This is a genomic window from Bifidobacterium saguinibicoloris, from assembly GCF_019331725.1.
Taxonomy (GTDB): Bacteria; Actinomycetota; Actinomycetes; order Actinomycetales; family Bifidobacteriaceae; genus Bifidobacterium; species Bifidobacterium saguinibicoloris.
This window is the reverse complement of record NZ_JAHBBF010000004.1, coordinates 15,984-37,193: the sequence shown is the minus strand read 5'-3', so window position 1 is coordinate 37,193 and position 21,210 is coordinate 15,984. Positions and strand designations below refer to the sequence as shown.

Below are 21,210 nucleotides of genomic sequence, written 5' to 3'. Positions count from 1 at the left end.
TGTCAACGGTTCCGGAGCGTGGTAGCCCGGGCCGTAACGCAAGCCAGCAGACCAGTTTCACCTGGAGGAACCATGTCCATAACCATCACATCCTCGACGAGGATCACGGGGGAGACGCCGTCGAAGGCCGTCTCCTTCGCGGTGGAGGACCTCGAACGCGATCTCGCGAAGACGCTGTCGCCGTCCGACGCCGCGGGGGCCGACATCGTGCTCGTCGAAGGCCCGCACAACCCGGAGACCTACGAGGTGCGCGTCGCCGGAGGCGACCTCGAGATCCACGCCGGCGACGACTTCGGCTTCATCTACGGCCTGTACGCGGTGAGCCGCGAGGTGCTCGGCGTCAACGACTTCTGGTTCTGGAACGACCAGCGGTTCGAGGCGGTCCCCTCCATCGAGGTCGCCGACGACTTCGCGCTCACGTCCAAGCCGACCGCCGTCAAATACAAGGGCTTCTTCGTCAACGACGAGGTGCTGCTCGAGGACTGGCAGGTCGACAACGACAAGGAGAAGCCGTGGCGCCTCGCCTTCGAGACCGTGTACCGTCTCGGCGGCAACATGGTGATCCCCGGCTCCGGACAGCGCGGCGAACCGCACCTGAAGCTCGCCCAGGACATGGGCTTCTACATCAACCAGCATCACGCCTGCCCGCTCGGCGCGCGCATGTTCGCCGCGGCCTACCCGGGCGTGAGCCCCAAGTGGCCGGAGGAGGAGCCGCGCTTCGAGGCCCTGTGGCGTGAGGCCATCGAGGCGCAGAAGGGCAAGCGCACCGTGTGGACCCTCGGCTTCCGCGGCCAGGGCGACCAGCCGTTCTGGAACTTCGACCCGCGCTACGCCACCGACGAGGCCCGCGGCAAGCTGCTCTCCGAAATCATCCAGCGCCAGTACGACATGGTGCAGGAGGCGGACCCGGGCGCCCAGTGCGTCATCTACCTGTACGGCGAGGCCATGGAGCTCTACCGCGCCGGTGTCCTCACCTACCCCAAGCAGGTCGCCAAGATCTGGGCCGACAACGGCTTCGGACGCATGGTCTCCCGCCGTCAGGAGAACAACAACCCGCGCGTGCCCGCCATGCCGACGAACGACGGCGACAACGGCATCTACTACCACGCGAGCTTCTACGACCTGCAGGCCGCCAACCACATCACCGACATCTGCAACGACCCGCGTCTCGTGGCCAAGGAGCTCGAGGACGTGATCGCGAACGGCGGCGATGACGTGTGGATCGTCAACGCCTCCAACATCAAGCCGCACGTCTACTTCCTCAACTTCATCGCCGCGATCTGGCGCGAAGGCCGGATCGACTACGAGAAGGTCGCCAGGGAGTACATCGCCGAATACTACGGCGGCGACAACGTCGACGCGGTCTTCAACCTGTACGAGGAGTACTGGAAGGCCGCGGTGCAGTACGGTCCCAATTGGGACGACCACGCCGGCGAGCAGTACTTCAACCACGTGCCCCGCATGCTCATCACCCAGTGGCTGCGCGACCGCCAGGCACCGGCGCAGGACCTGCGTTGGATGCACGACGCCGCCACGCTCAAGGAGCAGATCGAGTTCTACCGCGGGCTGGTCGCCCCGGCCGTCGAACGCTACCGCAACCTGTCCGACCACGTCGAACTCGCCGCCATCTCCGCCGAACTGCGCGGCCAGGACGACGCCGCCGAACTCATCCGCGACTCCATCGGCGTGGAGGCCGGCATCTACGAGCATTCGGTGGCCGCCGCCGTCCATGTGTGCGACGCGCTGCTCGCCGGATACGACGAGGACTGGAAGCATGCGTTCTACGAGGCGGGCCTCGCCTCCGAGGAGTTCACCGCCGGCGACCGCGCGATGCGCGATCGCGAGCACGGCGTGTGGAAGGACTTCTGGCGCAACGACTGCCTGACCGACGTCAAGCAGTCCGCCTGGGTCGCCAAGCAGCTCATGGGCTACCTGCGCTGCGTGGGCGACGGACCGCACTACTACCAGTGGCTGCGCGACTTCACCTACCCGGAATGGGAGAAGGACGTGTTCGTCATCATGAACATGGAGAACCATCCCACCGACGACGAGATCTTCGCCGCCATGAAGGCCAAGTGGCAACACTGACCGTCAACGCCTGATCGGATTCGGCCGTGCCGCCGGCCCGCAAGGAGACGGATGACTCGGGAGCACTTTCCGGAGCCATCGACAGACAAGAAAAACCGTTCCACGGGGTGCCACCCATGGAACGGGAAGGACCCGTGCGCGGGGTGCCACCCACGCGCGGGAATGGAAAGGATGCTGCAATGACACAGCAGGCAACCACCCCCAAGGCTAACGCGCCTCAGGGACGCAAGATCACGCTGCTGAACGCCATCGGATACGCGTTCGGCGACTTCTACGGCGGCGGCTTCGGCCAGATCGCCACCTACCTCACCCTGTTCTGGACCACGTTCGCCGGCCTCAAGGTCGCGCAGGCGGGCTCCATCGTCGGCATCGCCACGATGCTCGCCGCTTTCTCCGCGCTCGTGTTCGGAACCCTGTCCGACAACCTGTACAAGTACAAGATCGGCCGCAGGTTCGGCCGCCGCCGCTTCCTGATCCTCCTCGGCGTGCCCACGCTGCTGGTCACCATCCTCATGTTCGTCCCCGGCATGCCGGTGTGGGCCTACTTCGTGGTGTACGCGCTGTGGATCATCGCCAACCAGCTCATCATGACCCCGTACTCGGTGCTGCCCAACGAGATGACCACCGACTTCAACGGCCGCACCATGCTCTCCACCACGCGCATGCTGTTCTCCGGCATCTCCACCGCCGTGATCCCGCTGGGCATGGCCGCGTTCCTCAAGGCCCTCGGCGACAAGCAGAGCTCCTCCTACACCATCTCGATGGGCTTCTTCATCGCGCTGTTCGCCGTGTTCGTGTTCATCGCCTACAAGTCCACCTGGGAGCTCACCCCGGAGGAGGCCGGATTCGACGAGGCCGCCATCGAGGCCGAGAAGAAGGACAAGTTCGACTTCGGCAAGTGGCTCAAGGGTGTGGGCGACATCTTCGCCGGCTACTTCTCCACCCTGCGCAACAAGACCTTCCGCAAGCATATTCTCATCTACCTGCTCGGCCAGTCCTTCCTGGACATCTTCGGCCAGGTGTGGCTGTTCTTCGTGCTCTACAACCTCAACAAGCCCGTCGCCTTCGGTTCCGCCCTGCTGGGCATGGCGCTGATCGGCGAGCCGCTCAAGCCGGTGTTCGGCTGGCTGTTCGCCAAGCTCGGCCCGCGCAGGATGTTCTCCCTGAACTTCGCCGGCGCCATCATCGGCCTGCTCGGCCTGTGGGCCCTCTGGCAGACCGCCGCCCAGAACAACACCGACACCTGGAACATCGCGCTCTACGTCGTCATGGTCTGGTGGCTCGTCTTCCGCGCCATGACTTGGTTCATCCCGTGGAACGTGTTCCCGTTCATCCCGGACGTCGACATGATCATGGCCGGCGAGAACCGTGGCGGCCTGTACATCGGCTTCCAGCAGTTCGCCCGTAAGATCACCGCCGGCCTGTCCGCCATGGCCTGGGGCTGGTACCTCGGCGCCAACGGCTTCGTTGAGACCGCCTTCAAGGCCGGCAAGCCGCAGCCCGAACAGGCCGTCAACGCCATCGGCACCGTGCTGGTGTGGTGGATTATCGCCGGTCTCGCCGTCGCATGGATCATCTCCCTGACGATGAAGCTCGACAAGAAGACCGACGCGGTCCTGCTCAAGGAGATCGACCGTCTCAAGAACGGCGGCCTGAAGAAGGACGTCGATCCGGAGACCAAGAAGACCGTCGAGCAGCTCACCGGCATCAAGTACGAGGAATGCTGGCCGCAGACCACCGAGTGATTCCTCCCCTCTTCGGATGACGGGTCCCTGACCGTCACGCATGGTTGCAGACATGCGTGACGGTCAGGGGCCCGTCATGTCGTTTTCGGCCGTTTCCGCCCATTCCCGCGTGTCCGGGGGAATCTGGCAACCTCGGGCAACAATCGATGGGCCGTGGCGCACGTGCATAGCGTGGAGGCAGCCTCCACGAAATCGGGGGAGGATTTCCGCAATTCAATGAAACCAATGAAGGAGAGAACCATGGTATTGGGCGTAGGTGCAGGCGGACGCGCGGTCGCCGTGACGGCCGTGGCCGCAATGCTGATGGGACTGGCGGCGCCGTTGGCGCAGGCCGCCGGCCCGACGGGTACGGACGCGGCTCAGCAGACGCAGCAGACGCAGCAGACCGCGGGGACGACCTATTACGTCTCGACGAGCGGTAATGCGACGAACTCGGGTACGTCGGAGGATCAGCCGTGGTCGCTCGACAAGGTCAATGAGACCACCTTCCAGCCGGGCGACCGCATCCTGCTCAAGGCCGGCGACACCTGGCAGCCGACCGGCGAGGCGAAGCTCGACTACGACAACCCGACCGCGCTGCTGCATCCGTTGGGCTCCGGCAGCGCCTCCGCGAAGATCGTCCTCGGCTCCTACGGCTCCGCGAACGGCTCCCGCCCGGTGCTCGAAGGCGATGCGAAGGTCAACGACGTGGTCCAGCTCAAGGACCAGCAGTACTGGGACATCTCCGGACTGGACGTGAGCAACGAGGCCGCCGGCTTCACCGGCAACAACGGCGGCGCCATCGACGAGAAGAACGGCGCCCTGGTGGGCGACCTTCGCGGCATCCACATCTACGGCCAATCCGCGTCCACGCTCAGCGGCTTCGACCTGCACGACCTCTACGTGCATGACGTGACCGGCGAGGTCGCGTGGATCACGCAATCGCAGATCGCCAAGGACTTCGACCAGGCGCGCGCGGACATGGCCAAGTCCACGAACGGCGTGCTCATGGCCGGCGGCTGGGACTTCTCCAAGCGCACCGGCGGCATCCTCATGGAGACCTTCAAGCCCACGGGCGAGGCCACCGTGTTCAGCGACGTGACCGTCGAACACAACGAATTCGCACGCAACTCGTTCGCCGCGTTCACCATCAAGCAGTGGTACGGCGGCTCCCACAAGTACGCGGCGTGGGACGGCCGCGCCACCAATGGCTACAAGTCCAACGCGCGCATGCACACCAACGTCGTGGTGCGCGGCAACGACATCGACCAGGCCGGCGTGTACAACGGCGACGGCGTCTACCTGACCAGCGTCAGGGGCGGCCGCGTCGAGGACAACGTCATCGCCCACCCGGGCGTGTGCGGCATCGAACTGTACTTCGACGACGACGTGATGGTCCAGCGCAACGAGGTCTTCGACTCCCAGAAGAAGGCCGGCGGCTCGGACTCCAACGCCATCGACCCCGACCGCAACGTGACGAACGTCGTCATCCAGCGCAACTACATCCACAACAACGGCGAGGGCTTCCTGCTGTGCGGATACGACTACAACACGGTGATCATCCGCTACAACGTCATCGCCGACAGCGGCTGGGCGGCGTTCCACGGCTACGTGTGGGGCGGCCACTTCGAGATCTACAACAACGTGGTCTACCAGTCCGACCCGAACTGGAACGGCCCGTGGATCAACACCGACAGCTCCAAGGACGACACCTGGAACTTCACCAACAACATCTTCTACTACAACCGCGGCGACGGAACCAACGCGCCCGTCGGCTACCAGACCAACAAGAAGGTCACCTACGGCCACAACGTCTACGTCAACGCCGGCAAAAACGACGCCGACGCCTCCGCCGTCAACCTCGACGCCTCCCCGTTCGCCGGAGTCCTCAAGACCGGCGACCAGAAGGTTGGCCTCGACGCGGTCGACGCGCTCAGGCCGGTGGACGCCGCCATCGACGGCACCGGCGTCAAGTACACGCTCGACGCGAACACCTTCACGTTCGGCTACCTGACCGCGGACGAACTCAAGGCGAAGGACTTCTCCGGCGCCGACGTCTCCGACACCCCGGATCCGGGCGTCTTCGAGATTGTGTTCGCCAAGGTGAGCGGTACCGTCACCGACTCGGGCAAGAACCCGGTCGCCGGCGCCACCGTCGCCTTCACCGGCACGCAGGCCGGGGGCAAGGCCTACACCGCCGTCACCGGAACCGACGGCCGCTACGCTATCGACGGCGTCCCCGCCGGCGACTACACGGTCACCGTCACCTCTGCGGACGGCAAGACGCTGCTGACCACGAGCGCCAAGGTCGGAGCCGACGCCGTCACGGTGGACCTCGCCGAACCGACGTCCGACACCAACCCCACGAATCCGCAGCCCGGCACCCCGGGCCAGGAGCAGGGTCAGGGCCAGCAGCCGGGTGGCACCACCGGCAAGGGGAACGGCACGACGGCGGACGCCGCGTCCAAGAAGAACCCCGCCAAGGGCCACGCCGGAAGCCTGTCCCGCACCGGCGCGTCCGTGGCGCCCATCGCCGTGGCGGCCGTGCTGCTGACGGTGGTCTGCGGCGTCGCGCTCGCTCTGCGTCGCAGGGTCTGACGCGCGGCGAAACCGCGTGATCCGCCGCCGTACCCGGAACGATCGGGTGCGGTGGAGACGGCGCGGCGCCCATCCGATGAGGGTGGGCGCCGCGCCGTCACCATATCCGGCCTTCTGCAATATGGAAGCCGTGGGAGCGGGAAACACGGGACGGCTACAATGAGCCGCGTCACGTGGTATGAAGGCGCCATCTGCGCCAAGGAGGAACAATGGCAGAGATCACATGGAAGTCGATTCTCACCAAGCTGGTCGGGGGAGACCACCTGAGTGCCGGGGAATCCGAATGGTTCGTCGATGACCTGATGAAGGGCAACGCCAACCCGGCCGCCGTGGGAGCGGCCCTCTCCATGCAGCAGCAGCTGGGACTGACGGCCGAGGAGGTGTCCGGCGCCGCCAAGGCGATGGTGTCGCACGCGGTGCCGCTCAAGGTCTCCGGCGAGACCACCGACATCGTCGGCACCGGCGGCGACGGCTTCGCCACCGTGAACCTGTCGACGATGGGCTCCGTCGTGGCCGCGGCCGCCGGCGTCAAGATCGTCAAGCACGGCAACCGTGCCGCCTCCTCGAAGTGCGGCGCCGCCGACGTGCTCGAGGCGCTCGGCCTGCCGCTCGACCTCAGCCCCGAAGCGGTCGGCGAGGTCGGCGACGAGGTGGGCATCACCTTCGCGTTCGCCCGCACCTTCCACCCGGCCATGCGTTTCGTCGGTCCGATTCGCGCCGCGCTCGGCATCCCCTGCGTGTTCAACGTGCTGGGCCCGCTGACCAACCCGGCCAAGCCCGCGCACGTGGCCATCGGCTGCGCCAAGCGCGAGGTCAGCCCGATCATGGCCGCCGTGTACGCCGCCAACGGACAGTCCGGCATGGTGTACACCTCCCATGAGGGCCTCGACGAGCTGGCCCCCACCGGTCCGGTCTCCGTGTGGGAGATCCGCGACGGCAAGGTCACCGAGACCGAGTTCGACCCGACCGTCGAACTGGGGCTCGCGAAGATCGACGTCGCCCAGTTGAAGGGCGGCGAGCCCGAGGTCAACGCCGCCGCGTTCCGTGACTTCCTCGCCGGCAAGGACGTCCCCGCGCGCAGCACCGCGCTGCTCAACGCCGCGTCCGCCATCGTCACCGACGGGCATCTGGTCGGCGACGGCACGCTGGCCGAACGCTTCCGCGAGGCGTACACGCTGGCCGAACGCACCGTCGACTCCGGTGCCGCCGCGGCCCTGCTCGACAAGTGGATCGCCACCGCCCAGGCCAAGACCCAGGCGTGACGCCGACGGGGACGCTCCCGCCTCCCGTCCGTCCGATTCCATGACGAAGCCCCTCCTCAGGGAGGGGCTTCGTCATACCTGTGCACGGGCGCACGACCTCCCGCGACACGGCGCAGGGCAATTTTGGCAACAAGTGGCAACGGCGCCGCCGGGCGGATAATGTTGAAGCCATCACGCCGATGAGGGTGGTATGGCATGGGAGGAACATCGTGAGTTCGTTCGCGGAATTCGGCGCGCTCGTCAAGGAACGACGCACACCACAGGACAAGCCGAAGGACACCAAGGCGGCATTGGGGTTCCTCGCCCCGTGGCTCATCGGAGCGGTGTTCCTGAGCCTCATCCCCATGCTGTACTCGCTGGCGATCTCGTTCACGAAATACAACATGATCAAGCCGCCGCAGTTCGTCGGCCTCATGAACTACCGGCACATGCTCGCCGATCCGCGGTTCCTGAACTCGCTGACGGTCACCCTGACCTACGTGGTCGTCTCCGTGCCGCTGCAGCTCGTGGCGGCGCTCGCGCTCGCCGTCGTCCTCGACCACGGCATGCGTGGGCTCGCGTTCTACCGCTCCGCCTTCTACCTGCCGTCCATGCTCGGCGGATCGGTGGCGGTGGCGGTGCTCTGGCGCATGGTGTTCGGTACGGACGGCCTGTTCAACGCGTTCCTCGGCGTGTTCGGGTATCACACCACGATGAGCTGGATCGCCAATCCGGACACCGCCAACTGGACGCTCATCGCGCTGCATGTCTGGCAGTTCGGTTCGCCGATGGTCATCTTCCTCGCCGGCCTGAGGCAGATACCACGCGAACTGTACGAGGCGGCCAGCGTCGACGGCGCCGGCAGATGGCGGCAGTTCCGGTCCATCACGCTGCCGCAGCTGAGCCCCATCATCTTCTTCAACCTGGTGATGAGCGTCATCAACTCGTTCCAGACGTTCACGCAGGCGTACGTCGTCTCCGGCGGCACCGGCGGCCCGTCCGATTCGACGCTCTTCTACACGCTGTACCTCTATCAGCAGGGATTCGCCTCCCTGCGGATGGGATACGCCTCCGCGCTGGCTTGGATCATGGTGCTGATCGTGGCCGCGCTCACCGGAATCAACTTCGCTCTCTCGAAACTCTGGGTGCATTACGATGACTGACACGACAATGACGACTCGCGCATCCCGCGCATCCCGCGCGACGGGCGACATCGACAGGACGTCCGCATACGCCGACCTCGGCTCCGGCGAAGGCATGCGGCCGGACAGAGGCAGGGCCGTCGCACGCGCGGTCGCCGCCGTCGCGAAGCAGGTGGTCGTGCTGCTCGTGGCCATCCTCATGCTGTACCCGATCCTGTGGATGATCGCAAGCTCGCTGCGCCCGCAGGACGAGATCTTCACCGACATGGGCCTCGCCGTCACCAACCCGGTGTGGAGCAACTACGCCGCCGGATGGAACGCGCTGAGCCACCCGTTCGGCCGGTACATCCTCAACTCGCTGATCATCGTCGTGTTCGCGATCGTCGGCAACATCCTCACCTGCTCGATGGCCGCCTACGCCTTCGCGCGCCTCGAGTTCCGGTTCCGCAGGCTCCTGTTCGGCTTCATGCTGCTCATGCTCATGATTCCGATCCACGTGGTCGTCATCCCGCAGTACATCATGTGGAACTCGCTGCACATGATCAACACGTTCGTGCCGCTCATTCTGCCGAAGTTCCTCGCCATGGACGGGTTCTTCACGTTCCTGTTCTACCAGTTCCTGCGGGGGCTCCCGCGCGACCTCGACGAGGCCGCGAAGATCGACGGCGCCGGCCACATCCGCATCTTCTTCCAGATCCTGCTGCCCCTGATGAAGCCCGCCATCGGCACCTGCGCCGTGTTCACGTTCATCTGGACGTGGAACGACTTCTTCAGCCAGCTGCTGTACCTGACCAAGCCGGACATGATCACCGTGCCGATCGCCCTCAGGACGTTCATCGACTCGCAATCGCAGTCCAGCTACGGCCCGATGTTCGCGATGAGTGTGGTATCGCTGATCCCGTTGTTCCTCGTCTTCATGTTCGGGCAACGGTATCTGGTCCAGGGCATCGCCACCACGGGAGGCAAGTGACATGGATGGAGCGTCATCCGCGTTGCCCCTCGGTCGACGTACCTTCGTACGCCTTCCCTCGGTGCGCCTTGATGACACACGCATCCATGCCATTGCCCATGCAAGGAGAAGATAACGATGAAGCGTTTGAGGAAGTATCTGGCTGCGGCGATGACCGCCGCCGTCCTGTGCGCGTCCGCCGCGTGCGGCAGCTCCGTCGGCGCGTCCGACGTGCCGGTCGTCCCCGCGGACGGCGACGTGACCATCCGCCTCGACTGGTGGGGCGGCGACGCGCGCATCAAGGCCACTGAGCAGGCCGTCGCGGCGTTCGAGAAGCGGCACTCCAACATCCACGTCGACACGGAATACGCCGACTGGACCGGATACTGGGACAAGCTCGCCGTCCAATCCGCCGGCGGCAACGCGCCGGACGTCATGCAGATGGACGAGCTCTACCTCGCCTTCTACGGTTCGATGGGATCCCTGCTCGACCTGGACAAGGCCTCGAAGTACCTCGACCTCGACGGCATGGACGCCTCGCTGAAGCGGATGGGCCAGGTGGAGGGCCGGCAGGTCGCCGTGCCGATGACCACCACCCAGTATGGCGTCATCGTCAACAACGACGTGCTCGACGGACTCGGACTCACCCTGCCGGACACGAGCCGCTGGACGTGGGACGAGTTCGCCGACTTCGCGAAGCAGGTCACCGAACGCTCCGGAGGCAAGGACATCGGCGCCATCGCCCCCAACAACGGCTACGGCCTGCAATTGTGGGCGCGCCAGCACGGGGAGAGCCTCTTCGAGGGGAACCGCGTCGCGATCGCCCCGGAAACGTTGGCGTCCTTCCTCGAACTGCCCGCCGAATGGGCGCACGACGGCGTCGAAGGCAGTGCGGAACGCTGGAGCGAGAACACGACCGCCGCGATGAACGACAGCGACTTCGGCAAGGGGCGGCAGGCGATGATGCTCACCCAGACCACGCAGATCACCCCGTACGCACAGGCCGCGGGCACGACGAACATGACGCTCGTCCCGCTGCCGCAGGTCGATTCGCACGTGAAGTCCATGTATCTCAAACCGGGCATGTACTGGGCGATCTCATCGCAGTCCCAGCACCCCGCGGAGGCGGCGATGCTCGTCGACTACCTCGTCAACAGCAAGGAGGCCGGCCGCATACTCGGCACCGAACGCGGCATCCCCGCCAACAACGCCATCCGCAAGGACCTCGCCGCGCAGGCGACCGGCACCGACCGCACGGCGTTCGACTTCGTCGACGGCGTCCGGTCCACGCTGGGCGAGCCTCCGGCGATCACGCCGAACGGCGCCTCCGAACTCGACAAGACCATCGTGCGCTACCAGCAGGATGTCGTCTTCGGCAAGCGTAAGCCGCTCGACGCGGCCAAGGCGATGATCGCCGAACTGCAGGAATCCATCGACTTCAACTCGTGACGAAACCGGACGCGACGCGACGTCACGCCGCGCGTCGTCGCGTCGCGCACCGCACGCCGCGACGCGTCAGACGCGCGCGCCGTCGTCGAAGTATCCGCCGCGGTCGCCCGTTTGCCGCTTGCGGCCCAGCAGCTTGCTGATGAGCCCGCCGAGGCCGACGACCGTGCAGATGCCGAACAGGAAGTCGAGCAGCCACCCGAGGAACGGCACCGAGGCGAGCCCCGGGATGAACATCGTGGCGGCCGATCCCACCAGCCCCACGACGAACAGGATCCAGCACACCAGCGTCGAACGCCGCACCGGACCAATCGTGGGGTTCGGGGGAGTGAACCCGCCGTCATCGTAGGCGTCCATCACCTGGTCCGTGTCGAGCCAGCTGGAACCGGTGAAGTCGCGCGGCCCGTGGCTCGCCCCGGTGCGGGAGAACGCATCCGGCGTGAGGTCGCCGATGTCGAGGAGATGCTCCTTCTCCCGGCGCTCCGCATGCTTTTCGAATCGTTTCGCGTTGCGCGAGGACGCCACCGCGTCGAGGTCGTCCCGATGCTCCGCCTCGAACGCCGCCCACGCCGCGTCGAGGTTGCCGAGGTCCGGCTTGTCCGCCGAACCGTCATCCGAAGAGGGGTTTGTGCGCTCGTCGCCGGCGTTGGTATTGTTGAGGTCAGTCATACACACCACTCTAATCTGCCGCGGGTGTTCGCGCGGGGAGGGAAACGCAGTGCTCTACTGGTTCTTCGTCAAGGTCTTCGGTCCCATCGCACGTCGCCGTCTCGGCCCCACCGCCAAGGGATTGGAGAACATCCCGCGCAAGGGCGGCGCCATCATCGCCGCCAACCATCTCGCCGTCATCGACGACGCGCTCATCCCGATCACCTGCCCGCGCATGGTGCATTTCATGGGCAAGGCCGAATACTTCGAAGGCAAGGGGCTCAAGGGCAAGTTCAAGAAGTGGTGGTTCACGTCCGTGGGCGTGTTCCCCGTGGACCGTTCCGGCGGCAACAAGTCGCTCGGCGCGCTCGAGCATGCGCGCGAGATCATCGAGGACGGCCACCTGTTCGGCATCCACATCGAAGGCACCCGCAGCCCGGACGGCCGCCTGTACAAGGGTCATACCGGCGTGGCGCGTCTCGCCCTGGAGACCGGCTGCCCGATCGTGCCGACGGCGCTCATCGGCTCCGACAAGCTCCAGCCCATCGGCACGTCCATCCCGAGGAAGGGCCGCACCCAGGTGATCTACGGCAAGCCGATCCACGTGGAGAGGAAGGCCGCGGACGAGATCACGCACGACGACCTGCGCGGGCTCACCGACCGTCTCACCGCCGAGATCCAGAAGCTCAGCGGCCAGGAGTACGTGCCCGAATACGCGCAGAAGGTCAAGGCCGAGCTCAAGGCGAAGCAGGAGGCCGAGGAGGCCAAGGCCGCGCAGGAGTAAGCCGGGACGACATGCGAGGGGCGGTCCCTTCCTCTTCGGGAAGGGACCGCCCCTCGTCATAGCCGCTCCTAGCCGCGGCATGTCGTCACGTCCGAGTCGTGCACCCGAGTCGCGCACCCGAGTCGCACCTGAGTTGCGCCGTGGGTGTGCTGTGCGGCGTGCGCTGCGGGTGTGCCGCGCACTGTGGGTACGCTGTGCGGCGTCATACCACGGTGAGCGTGACCACCGTCTTCGTGCCGTTCGCGTCGCGGATGCGCACCTGCTGGCCGGGCGCGGGGTCCTGCAGACGCACGGTGTGCGTCACGTCGCCCAGCGGCGCCGACTTCTTCACATCCAGGCCGAGCGCCTGCAGCGCCTTGGCGGCGTCGTCGTAGGACTGTCCGCGCACGTCCGGGATGGTCACCATCTCCGGGCCCTTGGAGACGACCACGTCGACGGTGTCGCCCCAATGCAGCTGCGCGCCCTTCTTCTGGGAGGCGGAGATGACCTTACCCTCGTCCACGGTGTCGCTGTACTCCTCGCTGTAGTTCGCGGAGAGCTTCAGGTCGGCGAGCAGCCCGTTGGCGTCGTCCTTCGTGCGTCCCACGATGTCCGGCATGGTCACCGGCATCGGCCCCTTGGACAGGGTCACGGTCACCTCGTCGTTGTGCTTGAGCGTGGTGCCCGGGTCGGGGGATATGCTCAGCGCCGCCCCTTCGGGCAGCGTCATCGAGTATTCGTCCTTGGATTCGTCGTGCTTGACGTTCGTGAATCCGGCGGCCTTCAACGCGTCCAACGGCGCCTTGCCGTTCCCGGACGAGGCGTCGAGGATGTCCTCCGGGATCGTGGCCGTCTTCACGCCTTTGGACACCGTCACCTGGAGCGTGGAGGGATGCCGTTTGCTGATATGCATGTCCACGGTGGCGTCCGCGCCGCCCACGCGCGCGGCGATGATGGCGCCCTCCGCCACGGTGTCGCTGTAGTCGGTGACGGCCTTGTAGGGGATGCCCGTCACCTTGAGCGTGCTTTCGTAGCGTTTCCAGACGGCGTCGTCGAGCGTGCACGCCTTGCCTTGCGTGCAGGTGACGTCGTCCGGCTTGGGCAGCGCCCAGTAGCTGCCGGGTCCCAGGTAGTACCACCATGCGCCGGTTCCGCCTGCGGTCAGGGCCACGACGAGCGTGACGATGACGGCGATGACGGCGGCCTTGTTCACCTTGCGACGCGGTTTGGCGGCGGGACCGCCGGTGACGCCGTCCGTGGCATTCCGTCCGTCCGACGCGGGGGCGGCGTGATGCGCGGGGATGGGGCCCGCGTCCGCGCCTCCGGTCCGGGGGGAGCCGTCCGCGGCGAAGTCGGCGAGGAAGTCGTCGCCGTCCGCGCTCGCGACGCCGGGGGCGCCGGTACGCGGCAGAACCTGCGTGCCGGCGGTGTCGCGCATGGGGTCGAGCACCTGGGTGGCGCCCTGGTCCATCGCCGTGGTGGGCGGGATGTCCGATGTGGCCGCGCCGGAGCCGGCCTTCCGGGGTGCGGGAGGCATCGGCGGCGCGGGAGGCGCCGTCACGGGAGGCTCGGTCGCGCCGTTCGGCGTGGTCTGCGGCGCGACACCATTCACGCCCGTCGCGTCGGCCGTCGGCAGACGGTATCCCCACGCGTCCAACGGCAGCGTGGCGCTCATGCGGCGCAGCTCGTCGAGGGCCTCCGTCGCGTCCGCCGGGCGCGCGTCGATGGCGCGTGCGGTGAGGTGCGCGATGAACCGCGCCACGTGCGGGTGGATGCCGGAGCAGACGGTCTCGAGTGACGGCACGTCCTCGTGCACGTGCTTGAACAGGAGCGTCACCGGATTGTCGGAGATGAACGGCACCGTGCCGGCGAGCATCTCCCAAGCCATGATGCCGACGGCGTACAGGTCGCCCTGGGGGAGTGCCTCGTTGCGTTCGATGGTCTCCGGCGGCAGGTAGGCGGCGGTGCCCAGCAGCATGCCGGTGGAGGAGAGCGTGGCCTGCGAGGTGGCCTTCGCGAGGCCGAAGTCGGTGATCTGCACGTGGCCGCGGTCGTTGAGCATGATGTTCTCGGGTTTGATGTCCCGGTGCACCACATCCACCCGATGCGCGGCGGCGAGGCCGTCCAGGGTCTCCGCCACGACGCGCAGCGTCTCGCGCACGGTGAACGTGCCCTGCCGCTGCATCTCCTGGCGGAGGTTCACGCCGTGCACGTATTCCATGACCAGATAGGCGAGCCCTTCGAACTCGCCCGCGTCGTACACCTGCACGATGTGCGGGTTCGCGATCTGCGCGGCGGACCGCGCCTCCCTCTTGAAGCGTTCGATGAACTGGTCGCGGTGCGGCCCCTGCGCCAGCTGCGTGTGCATGACCTTGACGGCCACCGTCCGCTCGAGGCGCTCGTCATGGGCCTCGTACACGGTGGCCATGCCGCCCTGCGCTATCTGGCGCACGATGCGGTAGCGTCCTTCGATCATCCGGCCTTCGGGCGCTTGTGCGGCTTCACTCATAGTGGTTATCGTAGATCCCTCAAATGCATGGACATGTCACGAACCACTCTAGCGTCCGGCCACGTCCGGCACGAACCTCGCGCACATGGCGGTCAGCGAGGCGCGTTGGGCCGTGTTGAGCGTGGTCTTCGCGATGGCGAGCCGCGTCTCGTCCCACAGCTCGGCGATCCTGGCGCGCGACCTTGCCACGGCGCCGGTGGACGTGAACAGGTCGATGGCGCGGCGCACGTCGTGCGCGTCGCGCCGTTCCGCCTCGAACATGGCGATGAGTTCGTCCCGTTCGCCGCCGTCGGCGCCGGCGATCGCGTCGGCGAGCAGCACCGTGCGCTTGCCCTCGCGGATGTCGCCGCCGACGGGCTTGCCGCTCGTGCGGCTCGACCCGGTCACGTCGATGAGGTCGTCCTCGAGCTGGAACGCCAGTCCCAGCGGGCGTCCGACGGCGAGGGCCAGCTCCCTCGCCCGTGCGGCCGGCGCGCCCACGGCGAGCAGCGCCAGTTCGAGCGGCGCGATGGTGGTGTAGCTGGCTGTCTTCCAGCGGAACACGCCGAGCGAGGCTTCGACGAGCGAGTCCGGCTCGTCCAGCGGCGCCTGCTCGACGGCGAGGTCGAGCACCTGGCCGATCTCCACTTCGCGCTGCATGTTCAGGAACGCGTCCACCAGCGCGGGGGAGTTCGGAAGCCGGCCGGCGGCGTCGTTGGCGATGGACACGCAGGCCGTGGCCAGCAGGTCGCCGAGCATAAGCCCCAGCCCGCGGCCGACGGCCACGTTCCCGGCGAAGTCCTCCAACGCCTTGTGCGCGCTGGGACGTCCGCGCCGCAGATCCGATTCGTCGATGATGTCGTCATGCACGAGCGCCGCGGTCTGGAACACCTCGATGGCGCACGCCAGATCCACCATCGCGCCCCTGCGGGCCGAGACGCCGCCGAACGCGTCGTAGGCGGACAGGGCGAGCAGCGCGCGCAGGCGCTTGCCGCCCTCGCTCGAGGCGACCCCCTGCGCGACGACCCCGTCCATCATGTCCCGGCAGACCCGGGGGACGGCGTCGTCCCCGGGGACATCCTCGGGGACGCCCGTATGCTGGGCCACCAGGGCGGTGATGCGGGGTTCGATGAGGGCACGGTCGGCGTCGGTTGTATGCATGCCCTCTAAGTTATCCACATTGTCCGGCGAACACAAGAACCGAGGTTTTCCAAGGGTTCGGGAGGCTCCGACCACATGGGTCGGGAAACCGGCCGCGCGCGGCCGCGGTGCGGCATACTGTCCTCCACCGGCCCGGACGGGCCGGGACGACCGGCTTCAAGGAGGACGCCATGACCACGGACCACAGCCATGACCATGACCAGCACCAGGACCACGGACACGACCGTCGCGACCGCATGCGGCGCAACGGGCGCCGGGACGCGCGGACGTGCACGCCCGACCCGTCCGACATCCCCGCGGGGGAGCCGGGCGCGCTCCCCGGGCCCGGGACGGGGACGGACGCGTACGACGACGAGGCCGCCGAGAGGCTTGCGCGGCGGCTGCGCGAATCGAGACGTGAACACGGTCCCGAACGGGCCAATGCGGACTGGATGGACGGGCCGCTCGACGCGTGGCTCGCCCGTCTGGAACGGCGAGGCGCCGGACCGGACCGGGACACGATGGCCGCGCTCGCCGTCGGCATGCGCGAGGTGCTGTCCATCCGCGACGCGCTCATCCTGTCCATGCTCTTCGACGACGACGAGTGCGGCAGGGACGTGCTCATGGACATCCTGTCCCGCCCGCGCACGAAGGAGGTGTCGTCCACCGTGCGCGATCTGCTGTCCGCGGCGTTCGAGGACGAACGCGGACCGAACGTCGAACGGTGCCGCGCCGGGGTGGGCATGCTTGCGGCGATGGCGGGACTGATGCCGCGGGCGTTCTGCGCGCAGCCGTATGCGGCGATCGCCTACGTCCTGTGGTGGTTGGGCGACGCCGGGGCGTCCGCGTACGCGTTGCGGAGCCTCGCGCTGGACGACGGGTGCTCGCTCGCCGCGATCGTCCTCGGCGCCGCGAGCCGGGGCGCATGCCCCGCCTGCGCCAGACGGTGACGCCCCGTACGAAGGCCTTCCGGGAATAATCGTCCGCATGGGGTGGTTAACTCACATAGTTGACGATTTGCCCTTGCCATAAGTGTGCCTTTGTGGTATACGGCCGGGGCGAGGACCGCGAGGAGGATCAGTTTGGCTACGAAGAGCACGACGGCCGGCGACAAGACCGAGGAAACGAAGGACGAGACCACGGCCGTCCCCGCGAAGAAAGCCAGCACCGCGCGCAAGACCGCCGCGAAGAGGAAGACCGCGAAGACCGGCTCCGCCAAGACCACGGGCAGGGGCCGCAAGGCCAAGGCCGCCGCGCCGGCGGAGGCGGACGTCGACGAGCGTCTGGACGACGCCAAGGACGACCTCGACGTCGACGACCTCGACGAGGATCTGGACGAGGACCTCGACGACGTCGACGGCGAGGACTCGGACGACGAGGATGCGGACTCCGACGAGGACGACCTCGACGATGACGACGTCGACGACGATGACGACGACGAGGACGACAAGCCCGAGGAACCCGAGGAGCCCAAGCAGAAGGGCGCCTTCGTGGTGCGCGACGACGATGACGACGACTACGAGCCGCGTCCGCGCCGCCGCGGCGGCAAGGTCGGCAACCCCAAGCGCCGCGTGATCACCGCCGGCGCCACCGCCGACCCGGTCAAGGACTACCTCAAGCAGATCGGCCGCGTGAACCTGCTGAACGCCGAGCAGGAGGTGGACCTGTCCGAACGCATCGAGGCCGGCCTGTACGCCCAGCATCTGCTGGACACCGAGGGCGACACCATGGACTTCAAGCGCAAGCGCGAGCTCAAGTGGGCCGCCAACGACGGCAAGAAGGCCAAGGACCACCTGCTCGAGGCCAACCTGCGACTCGTCGTCTCGCTCGCCAAGCGCTACACCGGCCGCGGCATGCTCTTCCTCGACCTCATCCAGGAAGGCAACCTGGGCCTCATCCGCGCCGTCGAGAAGTTCGACTGGAAGAAGGGCTTCAAGTTCTCCACCTACGCCACGTGGTGGATCCGCCAGGCCATCACCCGCGCCATGGCCGACCAGGCGCGCACCATCCGCGTGCCCGTCCACATGGTCGAGGTCATCAACAAGCTGAGCCGCGTGCAGCGCCAGATGCTGCAGGACCTCGGCCGCGAGCCCACGCCGGACGAGCTGGCCCGCGAGCTCGACATGCCCGTCGAGAAGGTGCAGGAGGTGCAGAAGTACGGCCGCGAGCCGATCTCGCTGCACACCCCGCTCGGCGAGGACGGCGACTCCGAGTTCGGCGACCTCATCGAGGACACCGACGCCATCGCCCCGTCCGACGCCGTCGCGTTCTCCCTGCTCCAGGAGCAGTTCAAGAGCGTGCTCGAGACGCTGTCCCCGCGTGAGTCCGGCGTCATCAAGATGCGCTACGGCCTCGAGGACGGCCAGCCGAAGACCCTCGACGACATCGGCCGCGTGTACGGCGTGACCCGTGAGCGCATCCGTCAGATCGAATCGAAGACCATGTCGAAGCTGCGCCACCCGTCGCGCTCGCAGACCCTGCGCGACTTCCTCGATCAGTGAGCCGCGCCGCCCGGCGGCGCACTTCACTCGAGGCGGGGACGGCTCCTCGGACCGTCCCCGCCGGAACCGTTCCGAGAATCCGACTCAAACCCGCTCAACCGCTAGGAGCTTATGGCGAAGGAAGCATACGGCGCCAAGGACCTCGCCGTCCTTGAAGGCCTGGACGCGGTGCGCAAGCGCCCCGGCATGTACATCGGCACCACGGACAGCCAGGGCCTCATGCACTGCCTGTGGGAGATCATCGACAATTCGGTCGACGAGGCGCTGGCCGGCTTCTGCACGGACATCGTCGTGACCCTGCACACCGACGGCTCCGTCGAGGTTGCGGACAACGGCCGCGGCATCCCCGTCGACAAGGAGCCGAAGACCGGCCTGTCCGGCGTGGAGGTCGTGCTCACCAAGCTGCATGCCGGCGCCAAGTTCGGCAACGCGTCCTACAACGCGGTCGGCGGCCTGCACGGCGTCGGCTCCTCCGTGGTCAACGCGCTGAGCTCGCGCCTCGACGTCGAGGTGGACCGTGACGGCCTGACGCACCACATGTCGTTCCATCAGGGGCATCCCGGCGTATACACGGACGCCGATCCGGCGCATCCCTCGCCGGACTCGCCGTTCAAGCGCACCCGCAAGAACCGTCCCACCGAACTCGAGATCACCGGGAAGGTGCCCGCCAAGCGTACCGGCACGCGCATCCGCTACTGGGCGGATCCGGAGATCTTCAACAGCACCGCGGAGTTCTCGTACGAGCAGCTCATCGACCGCGTGCGTCAGACCAGCTTCCTCGTGCCGGGCCTGAAGATCACCGTCGTCGACGAGAACGTGCCGGAGACCGGCGATGCCGCCGTCGACGAGATGCTCGAGGTCGACGCGGATGCCGGCGCGCCCACGGCCGTCGAACCCGCGGAACCCACGGCATCCACGGAACCTACGGAACCCGCCGCCGAAGCGGAGGTGGAGGGCGCCTCCGGAACAGGTGAGGCCCCGGCCGGCGCGGACGCCGTCGCCGTCGCCGTCGCCAAGGCGGACGCGGCGAACCACACGCACGCCCGCGTCGAGGAGTTCCGCCACACCGGCGGCGTCAAGGACTTCGTCGACTTCCTCTCGCACGGCGAGGCCGTCTCTGACATCTGGCGCATCCAGGGCGAGGACACCTACGAGGAGGAGACGCAGGCCGTCGGCGAGAACGGCGAGCTGCACGCCGCGAAGGTGACGCGCACCTGCGGCGTCGACATCGCCCTCAGATGGGTCAACGGCTACGACACCACGATCCGCAGCTTCGTGAACATCATCGAGACGCCCGGCGGCGGCATGCACGTGGACGGCCTCATGAACGCGGTCACCAGGCAGGTGCGCAAGGCCGTCGAGGCGAGCGCCCGCAAGCTCAAGGTGAACCTCAAGGACTCGAACATGCGCATCGAGCGCGACGACATCACCGCGGGCCTCGTGGCCGTCGTCACCGTGCGCATCGCCGAACCCCAGTTCCAGGGGCAGACCAAGGACGTGCTCGGCACCGCGCAGGTCAAGCCGATCGTCTCGCGCATGACGGACCGCCAGTTCGGCGAGATGATCACCGGCACCAAACGCGGCTACAAGGAGCAGTCCGGCCGCGTGCTCGAGAAGATCGTCGGCGAGATGCACGCGCGCGTGCAGTCCCGCAAGGCCAAGGAGGTCACGCGCCGCAAGAACGCGCTCGAATCCGCGTCCATGCCGCCGAAGCTGTCCGACTGCCAGCCGGGCAACGACGACGTGGCCGAACTGTTCATCGTGGAGGGCGATTCCGCGCTCGGCACCGCCAAGGCGGCCCGCAACTCCGGGTTCCAGGCGCTGCTGCCCATCCGAGGCAAGATCCTCAACGTGCAGAAGGCGTCGATCACGCAGATGCTGTCCAACAAGGAGTGCGCGGCCATCATCCAGGTGGTGGGCGCCGGCTCCGGGCAGAGCTTCGACATCACGCAGTCGCGCTACCACAAGGTCATCATGATGACCGATGCCGATGTGGACGGCGCGCACATCCGCATCCTGCTGCTCACCCTGTTCTACCGGTACATGCGGCCGCTCATCGAGCACGGCTACGTGTACGCGGCCGTGCCGCCCCTGCACCGCATCGCGTTGGCCGGCTCACACAAGGGCGAGTTCATCTACACGTACTCCGACGACGAGCTCGCCGGCAAGCTCGCCGACCTGGACCGCCGCCACATCTCCTACAATCCGGACATCCAACGCTACAAGGGTCTGGGCGAGATGGACGCCGACCAGCTGGCCGACACCACCATGGACCCGCGCACGCGCATGCTGCGCCGTATCCGCATGGAGGACGCCGCCCAGGCCAGCGAGATCTTCAACCTGCTCATGGGCGACGACGTGCCGCCGCGCAAGGCGTTCATCGTCGAGAACGCCGACGACTTCGACCGGTCCAAGATCGACACCTGACCGGGTTGGCCCGTGGTCGGACTAGACTATCGGGACGTGAATATCGTGATGAGCG

The 21,210-nt window shown here is 67.1% G+C and carries 14 protein-coding genes; 11 read left to right on the top strand and 3 right to left on the bottom strand.

The features are described from left to right. Nucleotides 1-72 precede the first annotated feature (72 nt). The 7 genes from KIH78_RS03940 to KIH78_RS03910 all read left to right on the top strand — a co-directional run bounded on the left by KIH78_RS03940 (nucleotide 73) and on the right by KIH78_RS03910 (nucleotide 11,191). Nucleotides 73-2,088, top strand: coding sequence for a glycosyl hydrolase 115 family protein (locus KIH78_RS03940; RefSeq protein WP_219131368.1), 2,016 nt, complete (start codon nucleotides 73-75; stop codon nucleotides 2,086-2,088). A 179-nt stretch (nucleotides 2,089-2,267) separates the two neighbouring features. After that, on the top strand, nucleotides 2,268-3,833 hold the full coding sequence (locus KIH78_RS03935) for an MFS transporter (RefSeq protein WP_214315533.1): 1,566 nt from the start codon (nucleotides 2,268-2,270) through the stop codon (nucleotides 3,831-3,833). A gap of 240 nt (nucleotides 3,834-4,073) precedes the next feature. Continuing rightward, nucleotides 4,074-6,410, top strand: coding sequence for a carboxypeptidase regulatory-like domain-containing protein (locus KIH78_RS03930; protein ID WP_219131367.1), 2,337 nt, complete (start codon nucleotides 4,074-4,076; stop codon nucleotides 6,408-6,410). Between the two features lie 209 nt (nucleotides 6,411-6,619). Beyond that, a complete protein-coding gene (gene trpD / locus KIH78_RS03925; RefSeq protein ID WP_219131366.1) occupies nucleotides 6,620-7,672 on the top strand; it encodes an anthranilate phosphoribosyltransferase in 1,053 nt (350 codons plus the stop codon). A 209-nt stretch (nucleotides 7,673-7,881) separates the two neighbouring features. Beyond that, nucleotides 7,882-8,814 carry a carbohydrate ABC transporter permease gene (locus KIH78_RS03920; protein WP_219131365.1) on the top strand — a complete coding sequence of 311 codons (933 nt, stop codon included), beginning with the start codon at nucleotides 7,882-7,884 and terminating at the stop codon, nucleotides 8,812-8,814. Further along, entirely contained in the window at nucleotides 8,807-9,763 is a 957-nt protein-coding gene (locus tag KIH78_RS03915) for a carbohydrate ABC transporter permease (RefSeq protein ID WP_236034398.1), read from the top strand. Before KIH78_RS03920 ends, KIH78_RS03915 begins: the two co-directional genes overlap by 8 nt. A gap of 117 nt (nucleotides 9,764-9,880) precedes the next feature. After that, entirely contained in the window at nucleotides 9,881-11,191 is a 1,311-nt protein-coding gene (locus KIH78_RS03910; protein ID WP_219131364.1) for an ABC transporter substrate-binding protein, read from the top strand. Between the two features lie 66 nt (nucleotides 11,192-11,257). Here the strand turns inward: KIH78_RS03910 and KIH78_RS03905 are convergent, their stop codons facing one another. Further along, entirely contained in the window at nucleotides 11,258-11,857 is a 600-nt protein-coding gene (locus KIH78_RS03905) for a hypothetical protein (protein ID WP_219131363.1), read from the bottom strand. 49 nt (nucleotides 11,858-11,906) lie between these two features. On the opposite strand from KIH78_RS03905, the gene KIH78_RS03900 reads away from it, so the two are divergent. Then, nucleotides 11,907-12,620, top strand: coding sequence for a lysophospholipid acyltransferase family protein (locus KIH78_RS03900; RefSeq protein WP_214315521.1), 714 nt, complete (start codon nucleotides 11,907-11,909; stop codon nucleotides 12,618-12,620). Between the two features lie 202 nt (nucleotides 12,621-12,822). Here KIH78_RS03900 and KIH78_RS03895 read toward each other — a convergent pair whose 3' ends face one another. Both KIH78_RS03895 and KIH78_RS03890 read right to left on the bottom strand, forming a co-directional pair. Beyond that, complete coding sequence (locus KIH78_RS03895; RefSeq protein ID WP_219131362.1) at nucleotides 12,823-15,108, bottom strand: protein kinase domain-containing protein; 2,286 nt, start codon at nucleotides 15,106-15,108, stop codon at nucleotides 12,823-12,825. Between the two features lie 48 nt (nucleotides 15,109-15,156). Further along, entirely contained in the window at nucleotides 15,157-16,248 is a 1,092-nt protein-coding gene (locus KIH78_RS03890; RefSeq protein WP_219131361.1) for a polyprenyl synthetase family protein, read from the bottom strand. 170 nt (nucleotides 16,249-16,418) lie between these two features. Between KIH78_RS03890 and KIH78_RS03885 the strand changes: the two genes are divergently transcribed. The 3 genes from KIH78_RS03885 (at nucleotide 16,419) to KIH78_RS03875 (ending at nucleotide 21,155) form a co-directional block, all read left to right on the top strand. After that, nucleotides 16,419-17,177 (top strand): DUF4192 domain-containing protein, encoded by a 759-nt coding sequence (locus KIH78_RS03885; RefSeq protein ID WP_236034397.1) that lies wholly within the window; start codon nucleotides 16,419-16,421, stop codon nucleotides 17,175-17,177. Between the two features lie 132 nt (nucleotides 17,178-17,309). Beyond that, complete coding sequence (locus KIH78_RS03880) at nucleotides 17,310-18,728, top strand: RNA polymerase sigma factor (protein WP_219131360.1); 1,419 nt, start codon at nucleotides 17,310-17,312, stop codon at nucleotides 18,726-18,728. A 111-nt stretch (nucleotides 18,729-18,839) separates the two neighbouring features. Further along, complete coding sequence (locus KIH78_RS03875; protein WP_219131358.1) at nucleotides 18,840-21,155, top strand: DNA gyrase/topoisomerase IV subunit B; 2,316 nt, start codon at nucleotides 18,840-18,842, stop codon at nucleotides 21,153-21,155. Nucleotides 21,156-21,210 lie beyond the last annotated feature (55 nt).